Consider the following 25,525-nt stretch of genomic DNA (forward strand, 5'->3'; position numbering starts at 1 on the left):
TTGCAAAATTTTTTACATTTTTTTGGCAAGTGGCTTTTTTGTGGAGCAATAGCCGGCTACTTGCCGGCTATTTTTGCCCAGGTATCTTTAAGTGTTACTGTTCTGTTGAAAACCAAACGATTAGGGTTTGAATCGTAATCTACACAAAAGTAGCCCAAGCGCTCAAACTGGAACTTATCGAGTGGCTTTACATCCAGCAACGATGGTTCAAGGTATCCTTCAATAACGGTAAGCGATTCGGGGTTAAGTGACGATTTCCAATCCTGCCCTTCGGGAACATCGTCGGGGTCGGGTTTGGAGAATAGCCTATCGAATAGCCTGATTTCGGCTTTTACGGCATGCGGAATGGAAACCCAATGTATTGTGCCCTGAACCTTACGTCCATCGGGCGAATTGCCGCCGCGTGAGGCTGGGTCGTAGGTGCAACGTAACTCAACAACATTGCCTTGGGAATCCTTAATTACCTCCTCGCACTTTATGAAGTAGGCATAGCGCAAGCGTACTTCCTGTCCGGGAGCCAGACGGAAAAACTTCTTGGGTGGGTTCTCCATGAAGTCGTCGCGCTCAATGTATATTTCACGGCTAAATGGTATAAGGCGCTTACCAGCTGTTTCGTCCTCGGGGTTATTGACGGCTTCAAGCTCTTCAACCTGCCCTTCGGGGTAGTTGGTAATAACCACCTTAAGGGGGTTAAGAACAGCCATGCGGCGCTCAGCACGCTTGTTCAAATCCTCGCGGATACAAAATTCCAGTAACGATAAATCGATTACGTTATCGCGTTTGGCCACACCCACCTTATCGGCAAAGTAACGTATAGCTTCTGGGGTATAACCCCTGCGACGTAAACCGCAAATGGTAGGCATACGGGGATCGTCCCAGCCCATTACTACCTTTTCCTGTACCAGCTGTAAAAGCTTACGCTTGCTCATAACTGTATAGGAAAGGTTTAGGCGGGCAAACTCGTACTGCTTGGATGGGAAAATCTCCAGCTTCTCAATAAACCAATCGTATAGGGGGCGATGCACATCGAACTCTAGCGTACAAATGGAGTGAGTAATTTGCTCAATGGAATCGGATTGGCCATGTGCGTAATCGTACATGGGGTAAATGCACCACTTGTCGCCAGTTCGGTGATGCTCAGCATGTATAATGCGGTACATAATGGGGTCGCGTAGTAGCATATTGGGGTGCGCCATGTCAATTTTAGCGCGTAGCACCTTTTCGCCATCCTTAAACTCACCGGCGCGCATGCGGCGGAAAAGGTCGAGGTTCTCCTCAACCGATCGGTTGCGCCAAGGACTTTCCTTTCCGGGTTGGGTTACAGTACCACGGTTTATGCGTATCTCTTCCTGCGACTGGTCATCAACGTAGGCTAACCCCTTTTTGATTAGCAGCTCGGCCCACTCGTATAGCTGCTCAAAGTAGTCGGAGGCGTAAAACTCATTTGCCCATTCAAAACCAAGCCAACGTATATCCTCCTTTATGGAGTTTACATACTCTACGTCCTCCTTTACAGGATTGGTATCGTCGAAACGCAGGTTGGTTTTGCCACCGTACTTTTGAGCCAAACCAAAGTTAAGGCATATCGATTTTGCATGACCAATGTGCAGATATCCGTTAGGTTCGGGCGGGAAACGGGTAAGCACTCGGCCTCCATGTTTGCCTGTTCGAATATCTTCCTCAATAATCTCCTCTAAAAAATTTTTTGGCCTTTCGCCGCTGTCCCCTAGGGTTAATTCGTGTTCGGTCATTGCTTTTAGTGTTTTATCAGAACCAACAAAAATAGAATTTTGTTAACAAATAGATTTTTTAAAGCACACTTTTTTTAAAGGGTATTTCACTTTCCTTCAGCAAACCCGCTAAAGGTGTTGATTTATAACAGGTTTCATGAAAGTTCACCAAAAAAGTTGAATGGAATTGGATACAGTTCCAATTCAGTATCTTGGCAATTATGGAAATGTTGAATTACTAGTAGGTAACGAAGTTGAATGGAACCTGAGCCAGTTCCGATAAATCCTCACCGGCCTCACGAAGTTCGGAATCATCCTTGTCGTAATACCAGTTGATGTTTAACGGTACCTTAGCTTTTTGTATCTGGTTAAGTATGATGATAATGTCGTATAGGAATTTTGCGGATGATGAGTTAAAGTAAACCAGCTTAAACTGAAATTCAATGGGTTGGATTTGTGCTTCCTTTAACATCTTGCTCTTTAGCTCGTTGCTAAACGATTCCAACCAATCCAAAACGGGCATATAAAAGTCTCTAACATTCTCAGGGCGTGAGTAGCCTGAAATGGTCAGTCTATTCTCGCTTGGGTTAAAATCTATATATGGTGTTGTGTTGCTAGCCTGTAAAACTAATGGGTTCATTCTAATCAATTTACGAGTTAGGTGTGATAGGAATAAAGTTGAATGGGAAATTAATCATCTCTGAAATTTCCTCGCCTGACTCAAAAATTTCGTCGTCATCCTCATCGTAGTACCAGTTAATTTCAACGGCATTGCCTTTGGAGTGAAACTTCATGAAAACCATAAGTATATCCATAAGGAATTTTGATGAGGCTGAGTTGAAGTAGGTAAGTTTAAGATTCAGTACAAGGTTGCTTTTGTTAAAGTTAGTGTTTTTTGCCAAAACATTATCCTCGTAGTCTTCCAGCCATTTGATGAGTGGCTTGTAGAATCCAACGGTATTTTCGGGCCTTGAAAAACCTGAGATCTCGAAAACCGAATTTTCCGGATCGAAAAACACGCGGGGTGTAAACTCGCTGGGCTCTATGTATAATGGTTCCATGGTCACTAGTTGTTTTGGTTTTGAAGCGACACCTTAATTCTCAGAGTAAAGTATGTGTACTGTTCATCAATATCGTCAAAAGTAAACTCCAGCTTGTTTTCAGTAACCTTGGCGATATTAATAATGCCCAGACCAGCACCACCTTTCTGGGTGACATTTCCACTGAGGATAACCTCCTTGTAAAACTCCTTTAAGCCAGCTTTATCGAGTTGATTAACTTTTTCCAAACGTTCTTTTAACGGTCCAATTTTTACTTTTAGTAATGAGTTTGAGCAGGTTAAGTCTACCTTGTCTTTTTCCAGTACTAGCGAAAATTTTGGTTGATAGTTATTGCTCCCCTTAATAACATCCTGATGCTTATAAATGTTTTCCAGGCTCTCGACCATTGCCGAGTAAACCTTTTTGCGAATGGTAATTCCAAAGTTGTACCGCTCCAGCAACGATGTCATCTTGTTGAGCAAAAAACCTATCTCCTCATAGGAGAGTGGACCGTAATGATTTATTAAAACTTCGCCTTTTTCCACGATAGTTTGAGGTGTTTGTATAATTAATTACTACAATATTTAACGCAAAGTTTCACTAATTAGCCGACTAAAGGTAATACATTTTGACGAATAGTATATATTGAATTGATGAAAAAAAACTGAGTCGTGGTAAAAATAAGAAAATAGAGGATATACTACGTTTCATTTTAACCCAAGTACCATGGATTTTGAGGAATGGGTCGGAATGAATTGGAATGAATCGGAATGAATCGGAATAGGTCGGAATGATTCGGAATATTATGGAGTAAGAAGGAGTTAGAGGAAGTTTTAGTCCGTTAAACGTGAACCGTTAAACGTAGTTAGAGGAATTTAGGGGAAAATTGAAAGTTTTTTGTGTTTCTATTGAATAATCTCAGTTTAATAAAAAAAGCCGAGTATTAACTCGGCTTTTTTTATGTTTGTTAAGTACATTACTCAATAATTTTCATTTCGTCAATCAGACGGGTTGCTCCTGCATACTTATCAATTACAAATAGCACGTAGCGGATATCAACCGATATGGTGCGCTGCAGCTTGTTTTCAAAAACAATGTCGCCGCTCATAGCTTCCCAATTCCCATCGAAAGCAATGCCAATAAGTTCTCCATTGCCGTTCATTACGGGGCTTCCTGAGTTACCTCCAGTGATATCATTGGTTGATATAAATGCCACTGGCATTTTACCATCTTTCCCGTAACGGCCGTAATCCTTTGAGTTATATAGTTCCTTGAGTTTGGCAGGAACAACAAATTCCCAGTTGTCCGGATCTTCTTTCTCCATAACTCCATCAAGGGTGGTTAGGTAGTCGTAGTGAACTGCATCCATGGGGTAATAGTCTTTTATTTCACCGTAGGTGAGGCGCATGGTGAAATTGGCATCGGGGTACATGGCTTTGCCTTCGTTCATTTCAAGCACTCCAGCTATGTAAAGGCGCTGTCCGCGTTTCAACTTTTCGTTGAATGGTGCCATTGCTTTGCTAATTTCTTCGTATTTGTTTGAGATGGAAGCCGCTGCAACGTACACAGGGTCTTTTTCAAGAACCTTTAAGCTTGGCTTGTCAAGGAAAGCGTTGAAATTAGCTGGATCAGTAAACATGGTTTTGGCAAACATCTGGTCAACGAACTTGTCAACATCGCCCTTGTACTTTGCTCTGATGGTGTTGAAAATATCGGGTTGATAGGTTAGCGGAACATTTTCCATGAAAATGCGGAACATGGCCTTGGCCGTTTTTTGGTCGGTTGGTGAGTTGTAGTTCTTGTAGAAGTTCTCGGAGCGAGCCTTGAGCGACTTACTGATTTTGGTAACCTCTTCGGTTTTGTTGCCCTTTAGGGCATCAACCAATGAACGGGTCATGGCTGCCATTCCAATTATTTCAGTTCCGCTGAATAGTGCTTCGCTAATGTACTGGCTGGCGTGTAGATACTCCTTTCGGCCTGTTACACCCTCATTAATCAAGTTAAGTGCTTCGCCATACTTCTGTTGACGTTCTGGCGAGGCAAGAACCCACTTGGTAAACTCCTCTTCCTGCTGTTTCTTGAAATCGTAAACTTTAAGGCGCTTTAGCGCTTTGTTCATGCCAATAGAGTTTTTCCAGTAGTTGCTGGATCCGGCGTACTTTGAGGCGTACTTAATGTTAACGGCCTTGTCGGCTTGCATATCCTTTAGCCAGATTTCCTGCTTAATACCTCTAACGTATATCCTGTTGGCGTTGAGTATATTAATTCGTTCTTGAACCTCTACAGAGGTCATGTAGCGTTGTGTGCTGCCCGGGTACCCCATTATCATGGTGAAATCGCCATTGTTTACCCCCTTCAGCGATATTGGTAGGAAATGCTTGGGTTTGTAGGGAACATTTTCGCGCGAGTAGTCGGCAGGTTTGTTATCCTTACTGGCATAAATGCGGAATACTGAGAAATCGCCGGTGTGGCGGGGCCACATCCAGTTATCGGTGTCGTGACCAAACTTACCTATTGATGATGGGGGTGCTCCAACCAGTCGAACATCGTTGAATACCTCATAAACCAGAAGGAAATACTGGTTTCCCCCAAAGAAACTGCGTACACTTGCGGTGTAGTGGGTGCCATCGGTTGCTTGCTTTGCAATTTTACGGCCAATCTCCATGGCAGCCTTGTCGCGATCAGATTCGGACATTTCAGGTTTAAAGGCAGCGTTAACCTGGTCGGTAACATCCTCAATACGAATAAGGAAAGTTGCTGTTAAGCCGGGTGTAGGTATTTCCTCCTCAAACGACTTAGCCCAGAAACCATCCTCAAGGTAATCGTGTTCCGGGGTGCTGTGCTGTTGAATGGCGCCGTAACCACAGTGGTGGTTAGTGAGAACCAGACCCTGGTCGGAAACCACCTCGCCGGTGCAACCGCGCCCAAAAATAATAACAGCATCCTTTATACTTGCCTGGTTGAGGTTATAGATATCGTCGGCAGTAAGCTTAAAGCCTTTCTGCTGCATGGCTTGGATGTTATACTTTTGCAGTAGAGGGAGAAGCCACATCCCCTCGTCGGCTTTAATGGCTGAACTAACCAGGAGCAAAAATCCCAGTAAAAGTGTTGTTAATCGTTTAATCATGGCATTTATTTTTTAGGTTTGTTTTTTTGGACAACTAAATATGGTATTAGTTTAATTCAACTTCACACAATATAGCTACAATAGCCTAAAGCTTAGCCGGTGGTAAGGAGTAGTCCCATGTTTGGCAATACTCACCCTATGCTTTTTTGTAGGATAGCCCTTGTTGATATCCCAGCTATAAAGCGGGTACTCTTTGCTAATGTTCACCATGAACTCATCGCGGTAAGTTTTTGCAAGTATCGATGCTGCGGCTATGGAAAGAAATTTAGAGTCGCCCTTGATAATGCATGTATGGGGGATTCCGGGATAAGGTTTAAAACGGTTACCGTCAATCAGCAAATGTTCTGGTTTCAGCTTGCTAAGTTTTCCAATAGCGATGTGCATTGCATGTATGGCTGCGTTCAGTATGTTTATTTTGTCAATCTCTTGGTTCGATACACTTGCTACTGCCCAATCCAATGCGTAGTGCTCAATAACCTTGCGGAGCTGCATGCGCTGTTTGTGGTTTAGCTGCTTGGAGTCGTTAATGAGCGGGTCGTTGAAGTCGGGTGGAAGAATAACAGCGGCTGCAAAAACAGGGCCTGCCAGGCATCCCCTTCCGGCTTCATCGCATCCGGCTTCAATCACATTGACATTTAGGTACTGCTTAAGCATGGTTAAAAACATTTTTCGATGCTACTGTATAACACCTGTGCAGTATTATCCCAGCTGAATTGTTGTTGGCGGTTCAGCGCGTTGGCGCTAAGTGTTTCTCGCAGTTCAGTATCGTAGGCTACACGCTGCATAGCATTAGCAATCTCATCCACTGAATAGGGGTCGAAGTAGATGGCTGAATTACCCGTAACCTCAGGAATAGCCGTGACGTTTGAAGCTGCTATGGGTATGCCACATTTCATGGCCTCCAGTAAGGGAATCCCAAAGCCCTCAAAGGTCGAAGGGTAAATTACAGCATGTGCAGCCCCAGTAATTTTAGTGAGCTCATCAAGGCCTTTCCTGCCAAGGAATTTGATATCGTTTTTGTGGTTACAGTTTTTATAGGCTTTGTCGATATCGTTGGTTTTAAACATGGGTTCACCTACAAGCAGGAGGTTTATTGCTGAACCAGTCCTTTTGCGGAATATGTCGTAGGCTTCAATTAAACGGGCAACATTCTTGCGTGGATTAAATGCTCCCACAAAAAGAAAGTAGGGTTTACCCTCGGAGATACTCTCCCGTACCCGCTGAATTTCACTTTCGGAAAGAGGCTTGTAACTGTCGCTTGCACCGTTGTATGCTACATCAATTTTATTCGGGTTGATATTAAAATTATTGGCAATATCGGTACGTGAAAATTGGCTTACGGTAACAACCCGCTTTGCCTTTTGGGCAAAACGTGGGGAAAAGTAGTTCATGTAGTGCGATGTGAAGAAAGGTAAACCCTGGGGCGCATGGTAAAAATTAATATCGTGTATAACTGCTACCTGGGGAGTATCGGATTTCAACGAAATGTATCCGTCGGGCGATACCAGAACATCAGCATTAATGGCTTTGAGTGTTTTTGGAATTTTAAACTCAAACCAGTAGTACCATAAGAACGGATGACGTGCAGGGGGTGGCACTACCAGTGGTGTTATGTTGTTGCTAAAAATAAACGAGTTGTGGTAGGGCCTGTCAAATATGAAAAAAAACTGGTGTTCCGGGTGGTTCCGTGTAATCCGTATGAGTGTTTCATAGGTAAACCAGCCTATCCCTTCCAGCTTATCCTTAAGCAAAAGCCTTGTGTTAACTGCAATTCTCAAAGCAAAATAATTTGAGCTAATTACAACATTTTTTTAAATATTAGCAACCCAAAAGCGTGTTTTCAGCTACCATCTATATGACAGCTACTGGTTTTCAAACAAATAATTTGCAATTTGTTGAAAATATTGCTATATTTGCAAAAGTTTTGCTGGAAGTGGCAGGGGACTTTGTCCCCTGTTTTGCTTAAAAAATGCGTAAGGATGATTAGTAAGGAAGCCATACTTGAAATAGTAACCCCTTTGCTGGAAAAGGAAAACCTTTTCCTTGTCGATGTTTCGGTTGGTGCCGATAATAAGATTATTGTAACCGTAGATGGCGACAAGGGTGTTTCAATTGACTCCTGTGTTAGTATTAGCAGGGGGATTGAAAACTCCCTCGACAGGGATAGGGAGGATTTTGAGCTGGAGGTAACCTCAGCAGGATTAGGCCAACCCTTAAAAATTCCTCGCCAGTACATAAAAAATATTGGCCAGGAACTGGATGTTGTGCTTAAGACGGGTGAAAAGATAAAGGGTGTACTTAACAGTGCCGATAACACCGGATTTGTACTCGGTGTAAGCAAAAAGGTAAACATTCCGGGTTCTAAGAAAAAACAGGAAGTGGTAGAGCCCATCCAGCTGACTTACCAGCAAGTTAAAAGCGCGAAAGTAGTTCTTAAGTTTAAGTGATATAATAGGGAAAAATATTTAAAGCAATGGAGAATCTGAACTTAATTGATTCGTTTCTGGAGTTTAAGGAACTCAAGAATATTGACAGGCCAACCATGATGAGTGTGCTTGAGGATGTTTTCCGCAGCATGTTGGTTAAGCTTTACGGTTCCGACGATAACTTTGATATAATTATCAACATTGATAAGGGCGATTTTGTGATTTACCGTAACCGCGAGGTGGTTGAGGATGGTGCGGTAGAAGACCCAAATCGTCAGATTTCACTTTCCGACGCCCGCAAGATTGACGAGGATTACGAGGTTGGCGAGGAGGTTACTTCGGAGGTTTCGCTCTCAGAGTTTGGACGCAGGGCCATTCTGGCGCTTCGCCAAAACCTTACATCGCGAATCATGGAGCTGGAGCGCAACAACCTTTACAGTAAGTACAAGGATAGAATTGGCGAAATAATTACCGGCGAGGTTTACCAGGTTTGGAAAAAGGAAATCCTGGTACTTGACGATGAGGGCAACGAGCTAATTCTACCTAAAAGTGAGCAGATCCCTTCCGATTTCTACCGCAAAGGCGATAGCATCCGTGCAGTGGTTTACAAGGTAGAGATGCGTAATAACACCCCTCAAATCATACTTTCAAGAACGGCTAATGCTTTTCTGGAACGACTATTTGAGCTTGAGGTGCCCGAGATTTTCGATGGCTTGATCACCATTAAAAAGATTGTTCGTATACCGGGCGAAAGGGCAAAGGTTGCCGTAGAATCGTACGATGAGCGTGTCGACCCCGTTGGTGCCTGTGTGGGTATGAAGGGTAGCCGAATACACGGAATTGTTCGTGAGCTAAGGAACGAAAGCATCGATGTAATAAACTACACCACAAACACCCAGCTGTTTATACAGCGTGCCTTAAGCCCTGCTAAAATTACGTCCATTAAGATTGATGAGGAAAACAAACGTGCCGAGGTTTACCTAAAACCATCGGAAGTATCGCTGGCCATTGGTAAGGGTGGATACAACATCAAGCTGGCAAGCCAGCTTACCGGTTACGAGATTGATGTTTACCGCGAATCGGCTGCTGAGGACGAGGAAGATGTTAGCATCGATGAATTTGTTGACGAGATTGACGAGTGGATAATTGATGTTCTGAAAGGTATTGGTTGTGATACAGCCAAGAGCGTACTTGAGATTCCATTCGATGAGCTTGTAAAACGTACTGACCTCGAGGAGGAAACCGTTAAGGAAATCATAAGAATTTTGAAGTCAGAGTTTGAATAGTTTTGCCATTAGTTTAGTTTTGCAAAGTAATAAATAAATCAGGGGAAGAAGCCTTTATGACAAGCGATAAAAAAATCAGGCTCAGTAAGCTGGCAAAAGAGTTTAACGTTGGCGTGGGAACACTGGTAGAGTTTCTCCACAAGCGTGGTTACGATGTGGAAAACAATCCCAACGCTAAGGTTGACCAGGATGTTGTCACCATTCTTGAGAAAGAGTTTGGTAGCGAGCTAGACCTTAAGAAAAAAACTGAGCAACAAAAGGAAAACCTTAAGGCTTTAAGGGATAAAAAGAAAACAATATCTATCGACGATATTGAAAAGGACGAGGATGATTTCTCCGATGAGCCATCGGACGATGAGATAATCATTAAAACAAACACAATTGAAACGGCTACCCCAACCATAGAGGTCGAAAAACCTAAAATCGACCTTAAGGTAAAGGGTAAGATTGACCTCGATACTTTAGGCAAAAAGCCTAAAGAGCCTAAACCCGAGCCTAAGCCTGAGGAAAAGCCTACGCCCGTAAAGGAGCAACCTTCGACCCCAAAAGAGGAAAAAGAAGCTAAGCCAAAGCAGGATGAGGTTATTAAACCCAATGTTAAGGTTGAAGCCCCTAAGGTAGTTGGCAAAATTGATATCGAAAAGGCTGGAAAAACCCATACAAAGGAGGCGCATCGCCCTCATCAAAAGGACGAAAAGCCACAACCCACCAAGGAGGTTATTAAGAAACCTGCCGTTGAGGCTGAAAAGGGAACCCCAGCTGAACCCGAGGTTACTGCCAGAACTCAGGAAACAGAGCCTGAGGTTTACAGGGCCGAGGTTGAAAAACTCTCAGGACCAACCATCAAGGGTAAAATTGACCTCAGCCGCTTTGAGGTAAAGAAAAAACCTGTTGCCTCATCGTCCGATTTCGATAAGGAGGGAAAGAAGAAAAAACGGAAACGTATCAAAAAGGGCGATAAGGTAGGCATTGACCAACCCCAGGAGGTAAAGGTTGATAAGGAAGCCAACAAGGACGACTTTAAAGCCAAAAAGCTCAAAAAGAAGAATAAAAAGAAAATAATTAGACCTGAGGTTGACGAGGAAGAGGTTCAGCGTCAAATTAAGGAAACCCTTGCAAGGTTAACCACCAAAGGGAAGACCAAAAGTTCCAAGTATCGCCGTGAGAAACGTGAGATACTTAGCGCCCGTCAGCGCGAGGAACTTGAACGCCAGGAGCAGGAAAAGCAGGTGCTCAAGGTTTCAGAGTTTGTTTCGGCCAATGAGCTATCTGCCATGATGAACGTTCCCGTAACCGATGTTATTGATGTGTGCATGAACCTGGGCCTGATGGTTTCCATTAACCAACGCCTCGATGCCGAGACCATGGCTCTGGTTGCCGATGAATTTGGCTATAAGGTTGAGTTTGTAAGCGTTGATGTTCAGGAGGTTATCAAGGAGGAGGAAGAGGACAAACCTGAAGATTTGAAACCACGCCCACCCATTGTAACCGTAATGGGTCACGTTGACCATGGTAAAACATCGCTGCTCGACTATATAAGACACACAAACGTAATTGCCGGTGAGGCTGGTGGTATTACCCAGCATATTGGTGCATACAGCGTTGAGCTTGAGGATGGACGTAAGATTACATTCCTCGATACTCCCGGTCACGAGGCATTCACCGCCATGCGCGCCCGTGGAGCAAAGCTTACCGACGTTGCTATTATTGTGGTTGCCGCCGACGATGCGGTGATGCCCCAAACCGTTGAGGCAATAAACCATGCCAGTGCTGCCGGTGTTCCCATTGTTTTTGCCATCAACAAGATTGATAAGCCAACTGCCGACCCCGAGCGTATTAAAGGGGAACTGGCAAACATGAACTACCTGGTTGAGGACTGGGGAGGTAAATACCAGTGCCAGGAAATTTCGGCAAAACAAGGCTTAAATGTCGATAAACTGCTGGAAAAGGTGCTGCTTGAAGCGGAGCTTAAGGACCTGAAGGCTAACCCTAACAGGCGTGCTTCCGGAACCGTTATTGAGTCAGCTCTCGATAAGGGTAGGGGGTATGTTGCTACCGTTCTTGTTCAGAACGGAACCCTACACCAGGGCGATATCATGCTGGCCGGAATATACTATGGTCACGTAAAAGCCATGTTCAACGAACGCGGTCAGCGAATACAGGAAGCAGGTCCAGCTACTCCCGTTCAGGTGATTGGTTTAAACGGCGCCCCACAGGCTGGCGATTACTTTAACATTCTCGACTCCGACCGTGAGGCTCGCGAAATTGCAAACAAGCGCGAGCAGCTGGTGCGCATGCAAAGCATGAAAACTAAGAAGCACATCACCCTCGACGAGATTGGTCGCCGTATTGCCATTGGTAACTTCAAGGAACTTAACCTGGTTGTGAAGGGCGATGTGGACGGTTCAATAGAAGCGCTATCCGACTCCCTGATCAAGCTCTCAACCGAGCAGGTACAGGTTAACGTAATACATAAGGCAGTAGGTCAGATTTCCGAATCGGATATCCTGCTTGCAGCAGCATCAAACGCCATTGTAATTGGCTTCCAGGTTCGCCCATCGGCCGGTGCCCGTAAGCTAGCCGAGAAGGAGGAAATTGATATACGTCTGTACTCCATCATCTACGATGCCATTAACGAGATTAAGGATGCCATTGAGGGTATGCTTGCCCCTGAGATTAAGGAGGAGATTACCGGATCGGCCGAGGTGCTTGAAACATTCAAGATTACCAAGGTTGGAACAGTGGCCGGATGTATTGTTCGTGAAGGAAAAATCTCGCGCAGCAATAAGGTTCGTCTTATCCGCGATGGTATTGTAATCTACACCGGCGAACTTGAATCGCTCAAGCGCTTCAAGGACGATGTTCGTGAGGTTTCATCGGGCTTTGAGTGTGGATTAAATATCAAGAACTTTAACGACATCAAGGTTGGCGATATTGTTGAGGGATTCCAGGAGGTTGAGGTTAAACGAAAACTCTAACCATTAAATACATAAACAGAAAGGGTTGCGTAGCAACCCTTTTTTCGTTTACCCTTTAAACCAGCGGAAAGCAGGTTTACCTTTATGGTATTCAGTAAGCAGTAGTTTTGGCTTTTAGTATTTGGTTGATTTAAAACAAATCTGTGTTTGTATTTGCTGTCAGCTAACAACAATCATGCATAAACTTAACCTGTAATCCTGAGCGTAGCAAAGGATATCTATTTATATATCGTTTAATAATGTTTCGGTGGAATCTATCAGGATATATAGGGACTCAACATGAAAAATCTCCCTAACTAAAAGACTATGACTTTTTTTCGATTTTCGCAGGGCCAGAAATAAGCAGAAACAACACGCTAATTCATTCAAAAACACGAATTCGTTAAATTGATTCCCTAATTTTTTTTCATCCCTTCATTCACTTCCCGCCAAGTAGTCTAATTCTAAATTACACCTTGCTGTTGCTTGTAGTTTCTTTTTGGCTTAACTTAAGGCAAAAATCTTGAGTATGGAGGTTGAAAAGATACTCAGCAAATATCCAAGACGAAAGGATTACCTACTGGAAATCCTGCACGATATCCAGAACCATAGCACCAAAAATTTCATTCCTGAGGAGGCTGTTCAAAGGGTTGCAGAGCATTTAAATATCAAAAAGGCACAGGTTTATGGGGTTATTGGGTACTACTCCATGTTAAGCATTAAACCGCGCGGAAGGTATGTTATTCGTGTATGTGCCTCGCCAATCTGCAACATGATGGGTAGCTGTAGCCTTTTGGATTACCTTAAACAAAAACTTGGTGTTGAGCTGGGCGAAACCTCAGCCGATGGACTTTTTACCCTTGAAACATCGGAGTGCTTAGGCAACTGCGCTGCGGCACCGGCCATGATGGTAAATCAGGAAATGTACGGTAAACTTACGCCGGAAATGATCGATAGCCTGCTGGAACACTACTCCCGGCAAACCAAATAAAACCGAATGTTATGCTCAAAGAATACCGAATAGCCTTACGGAATTCGGGGCTTATTAACCCTGAAAGTATCGATGAGTTCATTGCAGCCGATGGCTACCAGGCTTTACGTAAGGCCCTGAAAAGTGAACCCCTTGGAATTTACGAGGAGATTTACGATTCCGGGTTGCGTGGCCGTGGTGGTGCGGGTTTTCCTACCGGGGCAAAGGAAAAAGCTGCTGCCGTAATCTGCTCCGATTGCGAAAAGTATGTGATTTGCAACGCCGATGAGGGCGAGCCTGGCACCTTTAAGGATAGGATTATCATGGAAACCGACCCGCATTCGCTAATCGAAGGGTTGGTTATTGCTGCTTACAGCATTGGCGCGCACAAGGGGTTCGTTTATATCAGGGGTGAGTATGAGCTAAGTATCCAAAGGGTTCAGAATGCTATTGAGCAGGCCTATGGCCGTGGGTTTCTGGGTAAGAATATTTTGGGCAGCGGATTCGATTTCGACCTAGAAGTTCGGCGTGGTGCAGGCTCCTACCTTTGCGGTGAGGAGCTAACCCTGATTGAGTCAGTTGAGGGGAAAAGGGGTTACCCGCGTATTAAGCCCCCTTACCCTGCCGAGAAGGGGCTTTGGGGCTCACCTACCCTAATCAACAACGTTGAAACACTTGCAAACTTCCCAGCAATTATTCTGAATGGGGCAAAGTGGTACCGCTCCCTTGGAACCGAAAATTCGCCCGGTACTAAAATTTTTACCATTAGCGGCGATGTAAATAAGCCCGGATTCTATGAGTTTCCAATGGGAATCACTTTAAGGGAGTTAATCTACGATGTGGCAGGTGGCATTAGGAATGGAAAACCTTTTGGGGCTGCGCTAATAGGCGGCGCTGCTGGCACGTTCGCTTCGGAGCAACACTTAGATGTGCCCATGGGCTACGATAAGCTTCGCGAGGTTGGACTAACCCTTGGCTCGGGTGCTGTAATAGTTATGGATGGCACTCGCAACCTAAACCAAACCATGCTATCAATACTTAAATTCTTTAAGCATGAAAGCTGCGGCAAGTGTATTCCATGTAGGGTGGGAACGACTCAACTCCACAACACGCTTAAAGATAGTTTGGCGCAGCAAAGCTTCAACAACAACCAAGTTTACCCTGAACTTATAAGGCAAGCCGAGCTGATTGCGCGTACATCGCTTTGTCCGCTTGGCCAATCACCAATTCTCCCCCTAAAAAGTTTATGGGAACACATACTGGTAAAACAAACTGCAAATAAGTAGCTATGGCTAAAGTAAAGATACATATTGATGGTAAGGAGGTGCTGGCAACCGAGGGTGCCAACTTGTTACACCAAGCACGGCTTAACGGTTTCAACATACCCGGCCTATGCTATCACCATAAATTAACACCTACTGGGGCCTGCCGTTTATGTCTGGTTAAGGTTGAGGGACAACGGGGCATGGTTGCATCGTGCACCCTTGCCGTAAAAGAGGGAATGAATATTGTTGCCTTTGACCAGGAACTGGAGGAAACCCGTCGTTTCCTTTTGGACTATTTGGTAAGCGAGCAAAACACCCAATACGATGGCACCTATCCCGATGAGCTCAGGGAGCTAATGCTAAGGTATGGGCTCGATAAGCCAGAAAACCGATTCTTTAAACCGGTTAAACCTCATGTTGAGTTTAGGGTTGATAGTTCCTCGCCCGTGCTTACCTATGACCCTTCAAAGTGCATAAAGTGCTTTAGGTGCATAAAGGCTTGTGACGAGGTGCAGGGGAAAAATGTGCTGTCGTTCTATGAGCGGGGGTTGAATTCCTTTATAGTTGCAGGTACCGGAGTTTGGGGCGATAGCGAGTGCGATGGCTGTGGTGAGTGTATCCAGCTTTGCCCTACCGGAGCTATAGTGGAAAAACCCAACAGGGAAACCATAAATTTGGAAAAGGTTGAGAAAAGGGTTCGAACCACTTGTCCATATTGCGGTGTTGGATGCCAAATTGAGCTGCTGGTGCAGGATGGCAAGATAGTTCGCAGCAATGGCGTAGAGGGAGTTCTACCAAACGATGGGCGGCTTTGCGTAAAGGGCCGATTTGGGTATGAGTTTGTTCACAGTCCCGAACGTCTCACAAAACCCCTTATCCGTAAAAACGGTGAGCTTGTTGAGGCAACCTGGGACGAAGCTCTAACCCTGATTGCCACAAAGTTTAGTGAGTTAAAGGAAAAGTATGGCCCCGATTCGCTGGCAGGCTATGCATCGGCCAAGTGCACCAATGAGGATAACTATATCTTCCAAAAGTTTATTAGAACGGTATTTGGAACCAACAACATCGATTACTGTACCAGGCTTTGCCACGCTTCAACAGTAACGGCAATGCTAAAGTCCATTGGCGATGGCGCTGGTAGCAATTCCATTGAAGATTTTGAAACCACCGATTGCCTGATTGTAACCGGCAACAATATCATTGAAACCCATCCCATTACTGCAACCTATGTTAAACGAGGAGCAGCAAAAGGGATGAAAATCATTGTGATTGACCCTAAATGGACGCCCTTGGTTGCCTATGCCACCATCTGGCTACAACCCCGTTTGGGAACCGATGTGGCTCTGCTCAACGGAATGGTCAGGGAGATTATTGCTAACAACTGGGTTGACCACAGCTTTATTGAGAGCAGGGTGGAAGGGGGGATGCAGGCCTTCCTTGAGCTAAAGGAGCTAGTTGAAAAGTATACCCCTGAAGTCACCGAAAAAATTACGGGCGTTCCAGCTCAAAAAATCAAAGATGCCGCCCGAATATACGCAACTGCCAAAACTGCAATGGTTGCTACGGGAATGGGCATGAGCCAGCAGGTTACAGGCACTCATAACGTGTTTAGTTTGCTTAACATGATACTCGTAACCGGGAAGATTGGGAAGGAGCGATGTGGGATTGACCCACCCCGTGGGCAAAATAATGTTCAGGGCGCTACCGATGTGGGATGTCATCCTGCCATGTATCCTGGGTATATTCCGGTTTCGGATGTTGAAAATAGACGTAAGGTGGCTCAGGTTTGGGGTGTGCCTTTCGAAAGGCTTTCCGATAGGCCAGGCCTTACAACCGTTGAAATCATTCAGGCCGCCTACCATGGCAAGATAAAAGGGCTTTACATTATGGGCGAAAACCCCATGATTAGCGATCCCAACCTTAACCATACCGAGGAGGCACTTCAAAAGCTTGATTTTTTGGTGGTACAGGATATTTTCCATACTGAGACTACCCGTTTTGCACATGTTGTGCTGCCCGCTTCATCGTGGGCGGAAAAGAACGGAACATTTGTTAACAGCGATAGACGTGTGTTGCGGGTTCGCAAAGCGGTCGATTGTCCAGGCGATGCCCGTGAGGATTGGCGTATTATCCACGAACTAGCTGCCCGCATGGGCAAGCCCATGCCTAACTACCGCAACGAGGCCGAGATATTCGACGAGCTGGCAATGGTAACCCCTATTATTGCGGGTATATCACATGCAAGGCTCGAGGAGCATGGAATTCAGTGGCCATGTCCAACACCCGAACATCCGGGGACTTCAACTCTCTATACCGACAGGTTTAACACCCCTACCGGTAAGGCAAAACTTTTCCCAGTTGAGCATGTTGACCAAACCGAAAGGGCTACCCCTGAGTACCCATTTATTCTCAATTCGGGCAGAATACTTTACCACTACCATACCGGAACCATGAGCCGCAGGAACAAGACACTTACCAACTTTACTAACCACCCCTATGTGATAATACACCCCAACGATGCATCGAAACTTGGTGTAAAAACTGGAGAAAGGGTAAGAATAACCTCGTCGCGTGGAACCCTAGAGACCCAAGTACATATAGCCGATGAGGTGCTTGAGGGAGAACTTTTTATGCCCTGGCATTACACGGAGGCTCAGGTCAACCGTTTAACCCGTGATGAGCTTGACCCATACAGCCGGATAGCTCCGTTTAAGATTTCGGCAGTTAAGGTTGAGGTGTTGAGCTAAGTAAAAACTCCAACGGGATACCTAAACGCTTACTCCATGCCTTTTCGCTGTGGTTTTCACCGGGAAAATACTTGGTAATCCAGCTATGACTATTGAACCCTTTTTTAACCATAATACTATCAATCCTTTTCTGAATCTCTGGGTACATGGCGTCAAGGGTTTGATTGCCACAGTCAAAATAAACTTTATGGTTTTTGGGATTAGGTAATTTTTTGTTCAGGTACCTGATCATTGAGTTTGGGAAAGGATTATTTTCAGTGGTAAAAGAACCAACCCAATGGGTAGAAAGGCAGGCTGCACCCCCAAAAATTTTTGGGTATTCGCAAAGGGCATAAATTGAAATTAGTCCACCCATACTGCTTCCAGCAATAAAGGTATTTTCCCTGTTGGTGTAAACAGAATATCTTTTATCAATGTAGGGTTTAAGTTCTTTTACAATAAATTTCAGGTAATTATCGGATTGGGGCTGAAAACATCCTTCTGTTCTGCCTACCCTTTTCAGCTGAGCATTAATGGTGTCTTTTTCAGCTTGCGAAAGTTTTTCGAATGGTTTTTGTGGGAAATAGTCCTGGTGTCGGGTTTTGCCCCCATTCCAAATGCCTACCACGATAAATTTTTGACTCTGTATTCTGCCATCAAAACCGATGCAACATCATCAATTTCCCAAGCCTGCTTGTTCCAGGTAGTGGTTGAGTCGTAAAGCATTTGCCCATCATGCATGTAAAGTACGGCATACTTTTTTGAGGAAGAGTAGTTGACGGGTAGCCAAATATCGATATTTCTTGAACTAATAAACCTTGATGGGAAATTCTCAACTCGCTCAATCGTTCCACTCGCTACTTGCGGTAGTGAATTTTGTGCTTGAATAGTTGATGACAGCAATAGAATAAAAACTGTTGAGTTCAACCCTCCCTTCATGTCTTATTTATTTTGTACTACAAATTTAGTTATGTTACCTGAGATGCTATGAACTTTTAATGTTTTTGCTTTATAATGAGGATTAAATAAAAAACTATTGGGAGCTCATTAACTTGTAATTCGTAAGAAAGTTGGAACTATGCACCAGTGGAGTTAAAGAAAAATCGCACGCGATCACCTGACGCGTGCGATTAAAATAAATGTTTTGCTAATTATTAAAATGGAATATAAACGCCAATAGAGTAAAGTAGCATAACAGGAGGGAGTTCGTAATCGTCAGGCATAGCGGGGCCTTTCTGTAAGGGTGCTCCTAAACCAATCTGAAAGGTAAACCATTTTTTACCCCTATAAACGAAAGTCGACCCTATGGCATTTTGAGCAAAGGAACTACCAATCCCTTGGTTCCAGTACTGTAATGAAATAAATGAACTCCTAATTGAAGGTTTAAAATGATAGTTCAATCCTCCTCCAAATCCAATTAGACCAGCTCCAAGCTGAAACCCAAATCGGTCAGAAAGTAGAAATTCAAAATCAGCACCAACCAGCGATCCTCCCCCTTGAAGTATGCCAATTGTAACACTGTTTCGTTTTTCTGCCTGTTCACCTGCCTGTTGTTCCTGTGAAAAAAGATTTGTTGAAATACAAATCAAAATAAATAGGAGAATCCGTTTCATACTATTTGTAATTTAAATGGTTAAAGTTTAAATGTATTTAAAGCCATTATTTGCAATTAATTTTAGAAATCACCCAGACCCCAAACTAATGCTAAATTTATGTATGGAACATTACCGCTATAATTATTTCTATGTTTTGCTATTATATTGTAACCACCCTCTAATTTTAAACTAATATATGAATTCATAGGCGGGCCATATAAACTGGGATACTTAAATTCTTTAATTTTAAGCTCTGAATGGAGTCCTACCCCAAAACAAAATGAATTTACAACCTGATATTCATCTCCCTCTCTTTCAGTTTTATATAAGGTGCTTTCAATTTTAAGACCTGAAATACTAATAAATGGTGAAATATTTAAACGCTTGTTTCTTATTAGAAAATACCCACCCTTTAAACCTCCATTAAAATAGCTAAACCTATCATTTTTACTAAAATAAATAGAATCTCCATTTAACTTGGTTTGAAAGGGATTTTTTAAAAATAGGGCTCCTCCATCAAAAAATAGCGAGGTAAAAATTCTTTCAACATTAAAATCAAGGGACATATTAAACATTGCATTCGTGCGATAGTCTGATTTTATTTTTCCAGTCGGGAGGATTATTCCTGAACCAAATGAAAATGCCATTGCTCCTTTTACTCTTGCCCTAGGTAAATAGTTTTTTATGAACATTTCATATTTAGAATTTTTAAATGATTCCAAATACTTTTTTAATTTCATACTATACTCTTCGTCAACTTCCCTTGATTTTAATAGATATAAATATATTTCGATTAGTCCTTTATCTTCGGTGTTTAATGTACTACTGTTTAACGAAATCGTTAAGGAATCTGCTTGCGATGCTATATTCTCATAAAGAATGGTCCATATTGGGTATAAGTTTGGGTAAACATAATAACTAATTTCTGACTTATAGTTTATAAATAAATCAACTAAGGCATTCCAATCCTTTGTTAATGTATTGATATACAATTTTTCAGTATATGTAAAAGCTTTATATTTTGAATTTAAAGTTTCATTGATTAGGAAATAGTATATTTCCTTAATTTTTGCATAATCTTTAGTGTTTAATTTTTGAATAATAAGTTTTCTTCCATTATTCACCACAAATTCTGTGCTATCTACAAATGATTTTATCTCATTTTCAATTTGTGCATTTACGAAATTGCTACTCACAAATGGTATTAGAAATAAAAATAAAAATTTCTTCATCCTATTTATATGTATATAATTTTAGTTGTTTTATATCTGGTATAATTAGAGATTGCAAAATATTAATGCGAACATGCATTTATTTGTAAAACAAAATTAATAAAATTTTGCAAATATTAAATTAAAAAGTATTTAGGTATTGGCTTATTCTTAGAACGTAACCCTGCACGAAACCCCAAAGGCGGGTGTGCTGTATGTTAAATTCTGGGATGGGTTAAAAACGGCTGGCTCAACCCGGAACGTTAAGTTGTCGTCCACGTTCCAGTCGTACAGGTAGCCGTCAACGTTGGCGTCAATGATGTTCAGTACATATACCACAGCAAAACCCAGTGCCGACAGGTCGCGATTGCGGCGGTAGCTGTCCATGTAGTACCTTAGCTCTTCCTTAGTCCGGGTTCCGTTGAACTCATCCTGTGTGTCGGGGTCGTCATCTATCAGGTTGAATAGGGCGGTTTTGAAGCGCTTGTAACCGCGGTTATTCCAGTCAATCATGAAGTAGAAGGTGGATAACCCACCATAAATAACCGGTATTTTCCAGTATGCGCCATTGTATGCCTGCCCCATGCCGGGCACCAAAGTTGATAGGATTGATGCAGCAGCAGGAGAGTGTTTGCCACGGTTATATACCAGCACTGCATCGGAAACACTGGCCAGGTAAAAGGCAGTGGCTGCTGCGTAGAATAAATTCCTCTTCTGTCGGTACTCCGTGGCATTGATGTTAAATGTTTCGCGATTTGGGTCATCGGCGGGCAGTGCCAGGTATTCCTTTCGCCATTTCTTATAGTCAGAGTTCATTTGGTAACCCTGGTAAGCCATGGCTCCCATGCCGGTGTAAAAAATTGGAATTTTCCAGTACTGCTTATTGTATGCTTGGCCGTAACCCGGTAGTACATGCGATCCTAGCCAGATTTGGGTGGTTAAATCGCGCTTTTTTAGCGTTTTGGTATCGCTTGTTTGCGAGTAAACCCTTGGTGCGATAAATAAAAGAAAAAAAATTGCAAAGGCCGACAGGCATTTATTGACTTGTCGGCCATTTAGTAAAAAGCAAGTGCCATGCATGGATTCCAACACTAGTATCTACTCCTCAATCTTGATAAACTTTTCAAGAATGGCTTCCAGTTCAGCCTGGTTATTGTAAGCAATAACAATTTTGCCATCGCCCTTGGGACCTGGCTTAACATCGGCGCGGAGTCCCAAGCGGTTGGTAAGATGATCCTTCAGGACTATTTCCTGTTCACCAAGGCTTAACTTTTCCTTTCCATCCTTAGTTTTAGCAGGACTTACGGGAGTTGGATCGTTAGCCATGCGGGCTAACTCTTCAACCCTACGAACCGATAGCCCTTCGGCAATGGTTTGGTGGTAAATATCGAGCTGTACCTTAGGATCTTCAATGGTAATAAGTGCGCGAGCATGCCCCATACTAATTAGGTCCTGGCTTATGCCAAGTTGGATCTCGGCTGGGAGTTTAAGCAGGCGCAAGTAGTTGGATATGGTAGCCCTTTTCTTGCCAACCCTCTCGGATAGGGTCTCCTGGGTAAGGTTACACTCCTCAATCAGGCGCTGGTAGCTAATGGCTACCTCAATGGCGTTAAGGTCCTCACGCTGGATATTTTCAACCAGGGCCATTTCAAGCATACCCTGGTCGTCGGCAGTGCGAATGAATACTGGGATTGTTTTTAGCCCGGCAAGCTTTGCTGCCCTTAGGCGGCGCTCACCCGAAATAAGCTGAAAGCGACCATCAACCGCACGAACTGTGAGGGGTTGTATAACACCAAGCTTGGATATTGATTCCGCAAGTTCCTTTAGCGCTTCCTCATCGAACTGGGTACGGGGTTGGTAGGGGTTAACGTCGATTTTTTCAATTTCAATCTCGTTAACCAGCTCGCTCACAACCTGTTTTTCGGTTTTAGTATCCTGGTTGCGTGTTGGGTCAACCGCATCGTCAATAAGAGCACCTAACCCTTTGCCTAAAGCCATCTTTTTTGACATGGTAAATATTTCCTCCTTCTTATTCCTCTATCTTGCTACTATTGTCAATGCTGGTCATGTTGTTTTTCTGCAGCAGCTCCCGGGCCAGGTTCATGTAGTTTAACGATCCGGTAGATGCGGCATCGTACAGAATTACTGGTTTGCCGTAGCTAGGTGCTTCGCTCAGCTTAATGTTGCGCTGGATGATAGTCTCGAACACCATTTGCTGGAAGTGCTTGCGTACCTCATCAACTACTTGGTTCGAAAGGCGAAGCCTAGGATCGTACATGGTTAGCAGGAATCCTTCAATTTGCAGTTCGGTGTTCAAACGGGTTTGAATGATTTTTACGGTATTAAGCAGCTTGCCCAACCCCTCGAGTGCAAAGTACTCGCACTGCACAGGAATAATTACCGAATCGGCAGCAGTGAGTGCGTTTACAGTTATTAGTCCCAACGAGGGCGAGCAATCAATGAAAACAAAGTCGTAATCATCCTTAACCTTTTCAATTACCCCTTTAAGTATCTTTTCCCTATTGGGCATGTTGAGCATTTCAATTTCGGCACCAACCAGGTCGATGTGCGAGGGGATAAGGTCTAACCCCTTAATTTCAGAGTTGAGAACGATATCCTTAGGGTTGATATCATCTATAAGGCACTCGTAGATACTGGTCTTTATGTTGCGCAAATCAAAACCGGTACCCGATGTGGCGTTGGCCTGAGGGTCGGCATCAATCAGGAGTACCTTTTTCTCAAGAACCGCCAAGCTGGCTGCAAGGTTAATAGCTGTGGTGGTTTTACCTACACCACCTTTCTGGTTAGCTAATGCAATTACTTTTGCCATTACTATGTTTTTTTACAAGGGTCAAAAATAAGTTTCCTTTCCTTTTCATTCCACACCCTCATGGATGTGAATATGAACATTTGCCCCGATGTTATTAACAAGTTATTAACAATCGGTTTGTGCAAACGGTAACTGCAAAAATAGAAATTCTTTTATCAAACAAAAACCATTTTCCGGATAAGTGAATGAATTTTAACAGAATGGTTATATTTGCATCGGATTCGATGACTAAATTTCTATACGTTGGAAACAAGTTGGTTTGTAGTGGTAAACCCGCGGGCTGGAGGGGGTAAATCGGTTGTCGATTGGCCTATCATTAGTCGTTTGCTCAACAAGTACGATATTCACTATTCCCATGCCTTTACGGAGTATAAGTACCATGCGGTTGAGCTCACCGTGCAGGCAATAGTAAAGGGTTACCGAAATATTATTGCAGTTGGTGGCGATGGCACCCTGAATGAGGTGGTTAACGGGATTTTTATTCAAAAGACCGTAAGCCCCAGCGAAATTACTGTTGGGGTAATAGGTGTTGGTACCGGAAACGATTGGTTTCGGATGTATGAGATACCACACAACTACGAGGAATGCGTTAGGGCAATAAAGAATAAAAGGGTATTCAAGCAGGATGTAGGTGTGGCCGAGTACTACGAATCGAGTGTTAGGCATACCCGTTACTTCATTAACGCCGCCGGCGTGGGTTTCGATGCCGAGGTAGCTCGCCGGACTAACCGTTTAAAGGATTTGGGGAAACGTGGCGCGTTGCTATACATTTTTAGCCTTATTAAGGCGCTTATCCGGTACCGCTCAACCCGAATTAACGTTAAGGTTGATGGTAAGCACTTTCAGGATACAGTTTTCAGCCTCACCATTGGAATTTGCCGCTTTAACGGCGCTGGTATGATGCAGGTTCCTTTTGCCCTTTCGGACGATGGGCTGTTTGATGTTACCATTATTAAAAAGATAAGTAAGCTTAATGTGGTTGCCAACCTGCCAAGGCTTTACAACGGAACCATCCTAAAGCATTCACGTGTTTTAGGCGTGAGGGGGAAAAGCATTGAGATAATGAGTATCCCAGCTGTTGGTCTTGAGGTTGATGGCGAATCGCTTGGTGAAACTCCCCTTAAATTCTCTATTATGCAGCAGGCGCTCTCCGTAATAGTTGGTGAGCAGTTTAACCAGTCCAAGCTAACCGCAAAGAAACAGCCCCAACTACTTGAACCAGCGGCCAGCTAAGCAATATTTGGCATATACTATCCGTTTAAAATGATATTCAATTAGATTTAAGCCCATAAAACCACCATGCGGGTTGTACCAACAATCATTCTTTGTTTCATTTTGGCCATTTCGGTTAATGGTCAGAATGGGGGCTTATCTACCTACCAGTTTCTGAATTTACCTTACTCTTCGCGCGTTGCTGCATTTGGTGGTAAGATGGCAGCATCGGATTTGGCCGATATCTCCCTGACGAACCAAAACCCGGCTATGCTCGATTCATCCCTGCATAATGCCGTTAGCTTGTTCTACACAAGCTACTACGCCAGCATTAATTTTGCAGCGGTGTCGTACGCCCAGCGATTGAACTCCAGAAGTACGCTTGGCTTTTCAGTTTTCGGAATTAACTATGGCCGTTTCGACCAAGCCGATGAATCGGGAGCAATATCGGGCACCTTTGGCGGCAACGATTTTGCTTTGGCGGTAACCTACAGCTACCGTATCGATTCCTGTTTTAATGTAGGGGTAAGCGTTAAGCCCATCTACTCGCACCTGGAGCGTTATTACTCCCTGGGGATTTCTACCGATTTTGGTGTACATTACCTTTCGGGCAATAAACTCTTTGCTGCGGGTATTGCGCTTAGGAATGTTGGTGTGATGGTAAAACCTTACACTGCCAATACTTACGAGAACTTACCTTTTGAGGCTGTTGCCGGTTTCAGTAAGAAGCTGGCGCATGCACCTTTCAGGTTTGTTGTAACCATGCAGCACCTGGAACGTTACGATTTGTATTACAGTTCCCCCATTAACAACACCGATATTCTTGGCGAAGATGACAAACCGTCGCCCAATGTGGTTGAGCGGGTAGGCCGTGAGCTGATTAGCCATTTGATTGCAGGGGTGGAGTTTGTACCCGTGAAAGGCTTTGCCTTACGTCTGGGGTATAACTACCAGCGCCGGAATGAGCTTAAGGTGCAGGAGCGAGTTTCAACTGTTGGGTTTAGCTGGGGAGTAAGCCTTAGAATAAAGAAGTTTGATGTTAGCTATAGTAGGGCAACATACCATTTAACTGGCTCTACCAACCATTTTTCAATTACCACCAATCTTCAAAACTGGCTTTAGAGGCCACCCATCAAGTGGAGTTTTTATT

Annotated in this window: 22 protein-coding genes; 8 read left to right on the forward strand and 14 right to left on the reverse strand. The window is 43.7% G+C overall.

Annotated elements, in window-relative coordinates; all coding sequences use genetic code 11:
* Positions 1-56: 56 nt before the first annotated feature.
* The 7 genes from AB6811_RS06060 to AB6811_RS06090 all read right to left on the reverse strand — a co-directional run bounded on the left by AB6811_RS06060 (position 57) and on the right by AB6811_RS06090 (position 7,675).
* Positions 57-1,751, reverse strand: coding sequence for a glutamine--tRNA ligase/YqeY domain fusion protein (locus tag AB6811_RS06060; protein WP_369489546.1), 1,695 nt, complete (start codon positions 1,749-1,751; stop codon positions 57-59).
* A gap of 217 nt (positions 1,752-1,968) precedes the next feature.
* The gene (locus AB6811_RS06065) at positions 1,969-2,370 is read right to left on the reverse strand and encodes a DUF1987 domain-containing protein (RefSeq protein ID WP_369489547.1); all 402 of its coding nucleotides are present in this window, start codon (positions 2,368-2,370) and stop codon (positions 1,969-1,971) included.
* A gap of 10 nt (positions 2,371-2,380) precedes the next feature.
* Positions 2,381-2,791 carry a DUF1987 domain-containing protein gene (locus AB6811_RS06070; RefSeq protein ID WP_369489548.1) on the reverse strand — a complete coding sequence of 137 codons (411 nt, stop codon included), beginning with the start codon at positions 2,789-2,791 and terminating at the stop codon, positions 2,381-2,383.
* A 5-nt stretch (positions 2,792-2,796) separates the two neighbouring features.
* Positions 2,797-3,315, reverse strand: a complete 519-nt coding sequence (locus AB6811_RS06075; protein WP_369489549.1) for a SiaB family protein kinase — start codon at positions 3,313-3,315, stop codon at positions 2,797-2,799.
* 431 nt (positions 3,316-3,746) lie between these two features.
* Positions 3,747-5,897, reverse strand: a complete 2,151-nt coding sequence (locus AB6811_RS06080) for a S46 family peptidase (RefSeq protein WP_369489550.1) — start codon at positions 5,895-5,897, stop codon at positions 3,747-3,749.
* A gap of 75 nt (positions 5,898-5,972) precedes the next feature.
* The gene (gene rnhB / locus AB6811_RS06085) at positions 5,973-6,551 is read right to left on the reverse strand and encodes a ribonuclease HII (RefSeq protein WP_369489551.1); all 579 of its coding nucleotides are present in this window, start codon (positions 6,549-6,551) and stop codon (positions 5,973-5,975) included.
* Between the two features lie 2 nt (positions 6,552-6,553).
* On the reverse strand, positions 6,554-7,675 hold the full coding sequence (locus AB6811_RS06090; RefSeq protein WP_369489552.1) for a glycosyltransferase family 4 protein: 1,122 nt from the start codon (positions 7,673-7,675) through the stop codon (positions 6,554-6,556).
* A gap of 201 nt (positions 7,676-7,876) precedes the next feature.
* Here AB6811_RS06090 and rimP point away from each other — a divergent pair, with 201 nt between their 5' ends.
* The 6 genes from rimP to fdhF all read left to right on the forward strand — a co-directional run bounded on the left by rimP (position 7,877) and on the right by fdhF (position 17,548).
* Complete coding sequence (rimP, locus tag AB6811_RS06095) at positions 7,877-8,344, forward strand: ribosome assembly cofactor RimP (RefSeq protein ID WP_369489553.1); 468 nt, start codon at positions 7,877-7,879, stop codon at positions 8,342-8,344.
* A gap of 26 nt (positions 8,345-8,370) precedes the next feature.
* A complete protein-coding gene (gene nusA, locus AB6811_RS06100) occupies positions 8,371-9,609 on the forward strand; it encodes a transcription termination factor NusA (protein WP_369489554.1) in 1,239 nt (412 codons plus the stop codon).
* A gap of 56 nt (positions 9,610-9,665) precedes the next feature.
* Positions 9,666-12,587 (forward strand): translation initiation factor IF-2, encoded by a 2,922-nt coding sequence (infB, locus tag AB6811_RS06105; RefSeq protein WP_369489555.1) that lies wholly within the window; start codon positions 9,666-9,668, stop codon positions 12,585-12,587.
* 508 nt (positions 12,588-13,095) lie between these two features.
* Positions 13,096-13,557: an NADH-quinone oxidoreductase subunit NuoE gene (gene nuoE / locus AB6811_RS06110; RefSeq protein WP_369489556.1), complete on the forward strand. Its 462-nt coding sequence runs from the start codon at positions 13,096-13,098 to the stop codon at positions 13,555-13,557.
* 11 nt (positions 13,558-13,568) lie between these two features.
* On the forward strand, positions 13,569-14,822 hold the full coding sequence (locus AB6811_RS06115) for a complex I 51 kDa subunit family protein (protein ID WP_369489557.1): 1,254 nt from the start codon (positions 13,569-13,571) through the stop codon (positions 14,820-14,822).
* A 2-nt stretch (positions 14,823-14,824) separates the two neighbouring features.
* Positions 14,825-17,548: a formate dehydrogenase subunit alpha gene (gene fdhF, locus AB6811_RS06120; protein ID WP_369489558.1), complete on the forward strand. Its 2,724-nt coding sequence runs from the start codon at positions 14,825-14,827 to the stop codon at positions 17,546-17,548.
* Here fdhF and AB6811_RS06125 read toward each other — a convergent pair.
* The 7 genes from AB6811_RS06125 to AB6811_RS06155 form a co-directional block, all read right to left on the reverse strand.
* Positions 17,526-18,155: an alpha/beta hydrolase gene (locus AB6811_RS06125; RefSeq protein WP_369489559.1), complete on the reverse strand. Its 630-nt coding sequence runs from the start codon at positions 18,153-18,155 to the stop codon at positions 17,526-17,528. The two genes, fdhF and AB6811_RS06125, sit on opposite strands and share 23 nt — an antisense overlap.
* A complete protein-coding gene (locus AB6811_RS06130; RefSeq protein WP_369489560.1) occupies positions 18,149-18,466 on the reverse strand; it encodes an alpha/beta hydrolase in 318 nt (105 codons plus the stop codon). Before AB6811_RS06130 ends, AB6811_RS06125 begins: the two co-directional genes overlap by 7 nt.
* 215 nt (positions 18,467-18,681) lie before the next feature.
* Positions 18,682-19,140, reverse strand: coding sequence for a hypothetical protein (locus AB6811_RS06135; RefSeq protein ID WP_369489561.1), 459 nt, complete (start codon positions 19,138-19,140; stop codon positions 18,682-18,684).
* A 62-nt stretch (positions 19,141-19,202) separates the two neighbouring features.
* Positions 19,203-20,354, reverse strand: a complete 1,152-nt coding sequence (locus tag AB6811_RS06140) for a hypothetical protein (protein WP_369489562.1) — start codon at positions 20,352-20,354, stop codon at positions 19,203-19,205.
* 150 nt (positions 20,355-20,504) lie between these two features.
* Positions 20,505-21,413 (reverse strand): DUF5683 domain-containing protein, encoded by a 909-nt coding sequence (locus tag AB6811_RS06145; RefSeq protein WP_369489563.1) that lies wholly within the window; start codon positions 21,411-21,413, stop codon positions 20,505-20,507.
* 18 nt (positions 21,414-21,431) lie between these two features.
* Positions 21,432-22,343, reverse strand: a complete 912-nt coding sequence (locus AB6811_RS06150) for a ParB/RepB/Spo0J family partition protein (RefSeq protein WP_369489564.1) — start codon at positions 22,341-22,343, stop codon at positions 21,432-21,434.
* A gap of 19 nt (positions 22,344-22,362) precedes the next feature.
* Positions 22,363-23,163 (reverse strand): ParA family protein, encoded by an 801-nt coding sequence (locus tag AB6811_RS06155; protein WP_369489565.1) that lies wholly within the window; start codon positions 23,161-23,163, stop codon positions 22,363-22,365.
* 264 nt (positions 23,164-23,427) lie between these two features.
* Between AB6811_RS06155 and AB6811_RS06160 the strand changes: the two genes are divergently transcribed.
* Together AB6811_RS06160 and porQ are read left to right on the forward strand one after the other, a co-directional pair.
* Complete coding sequence (locus tag AB6811_RS06160) at positions 23,428-24,396, forward strand: diacylglycerol/lipid kinase family protein (protein ID WP_369489566.1); 969 nt, start codon at positions 23,428-23,430, stop codon at positions 24,394-24,396.
* A gap of 66 nt (positions 24,397-24,462) precedes the next feature.
* A complete protein-coding gene (gene porQ / locus AB6811_RS06165; RefSeq protein ID WP_369489567.1) occupies positions 24,463-25,497 on the forward strand; it encodes a type IX secretion system protein PorQ in 1,035 nt (344 codons plus the stop codon).
* The last annotated feature ends 28 nt before the right edge of the window (positions 25,498-25,525 follow it).

It is taken from the genome of Tenuifilum sp. 4138str (genome assembly GCF_041102575.1).
Classification (GTDB): domain Bacteria; phylum Bacteroidota; class Bacteroidia; order Bacteroidales; family Tenuifilaceae; genus Tenuifilum; species Tenuifilum osseticum.

Bases quoted from the DNA above. Each gene is read 5' to 3' on its own strand.
- AB6811_RS06130 (WP_369489560.1), bottom strand. From the start codon at position 18,466: ATGAAGGGAGGGTTGAACTCAACAGTTTTTATTCTATTGCTGTCATCA.
- AB6811_RS06060 (WP_369489546.1), bottom strand. From the start codon at position 1,751: ATGACCGAACACGAATTAACCCTAGGGGACAGCGGCGAAAGGCCAAAA.
- AB6811_RS06115 (WP_369489557.1), top strand. From the start codon at position 13,569: ATGCTCAAAGAATACCGAATAGCCTTACGGAATTCGGGGCTTATTAAC.
- AB6811_RS06155 (WP_369489565.1), bottom strand. From the start codon at position 23,163: ATGGCAAAAGTAATTGCATTAGCTAACCAGAAAGGTGGTGTAGGTAAA.
- rimP (WP_369489553.1), top strand. From the start codon at position 7,877: ATGATTAGTAAGGAAGCCATACTTGAAATAGTAACCCCTTTGCTGGAA.
- nusA (WP_369489554.1), top strand. From the start codon at position 8,371: ATGGAGAATCTGAACTTAATTGATTCGTTTCTGGAGTTTAAGGAACTC.
- infB (WP_369489555.1), top strand. From the start codon at position 9,666: ATGACAAGCGATAAAAAAATCAGGCTCAGTAAGCTGGCAAAAGAGTTT.
- AB6811_RS06140 (WP_369489562.1), bottom strand. From the start codon at position 20,354: ATGAAGAAATTTTTATTTTTATTTCTAATACCATTTGTGAGTAGCAAT.
- rnhB (WP_369489551.1), bottom strand. From the start codon at position 6,551: ATGCTTAAGCAGTACCTAAATGTCAATGTGATTGAAGCCGGATGCGAT.
- AB6811_RS06065 (WP_369489547.1), bottom strand. From the start codon at position 2,370: ATGAACCCATTAGTTTTACAGGCTAGCAACACAACACCATATATAGAT.
- porQ (WP_369489567.1), top strand. From the start codon at position 24,463: ATGCGGGTTGTACCAACAATCATTCTTTGTTTCATTTTGGCCATTTCG.
- AB6811_RS06150 (WP_369489564.1), bottom strand. From the start codon at position 22,343: ATGTCAAAAAAGATGGCTTTAGGCAAAGGGTTAGGTGCTCTTATTGAC.
- AB6811_RS06070 (WP_369489548.1), bottom strand. From the start codon at position 2,791: ATGGAACCATTATACATAGAGCCCAGCGAGTTTACACCCCGCGTGTTT.
- fdhF (WP_369489558.1), top strand. From the start codon at position 14,825: ATGGCTAAAGTAAAGATACATATTGATGGTAAGGAGGTGCTGGCAACC.
- AB6811_RS06135 (WP_369489561.1), bottom strand. From the start codon at position 19,140: ATGAAACGGATTCTCCTATTTATTTTGATTTGTATTTCAACAAATCTT.
- AB6811_RS06080 (WP_369489550.1), bottom strand. From the start codon at position 5,897: ATGATTAAACGATTAACAACACTTTTACTGGGATTTTTGCTCCTGGTT.
- nuoE (WP_369489556.1), top strand. From the start codon at position 13,096: ATGGAGGTTGAAAAGATACTCAGCAAATATCCAAGACGAAAGGATTAC.
- AB6811_RS06145 (WP_369489563.1), bottom strand. From the start codon at position 21,413: ATGCATGGCACTTGCTTTTTACTAAATGGCCGACAAGTCAATAAATGC.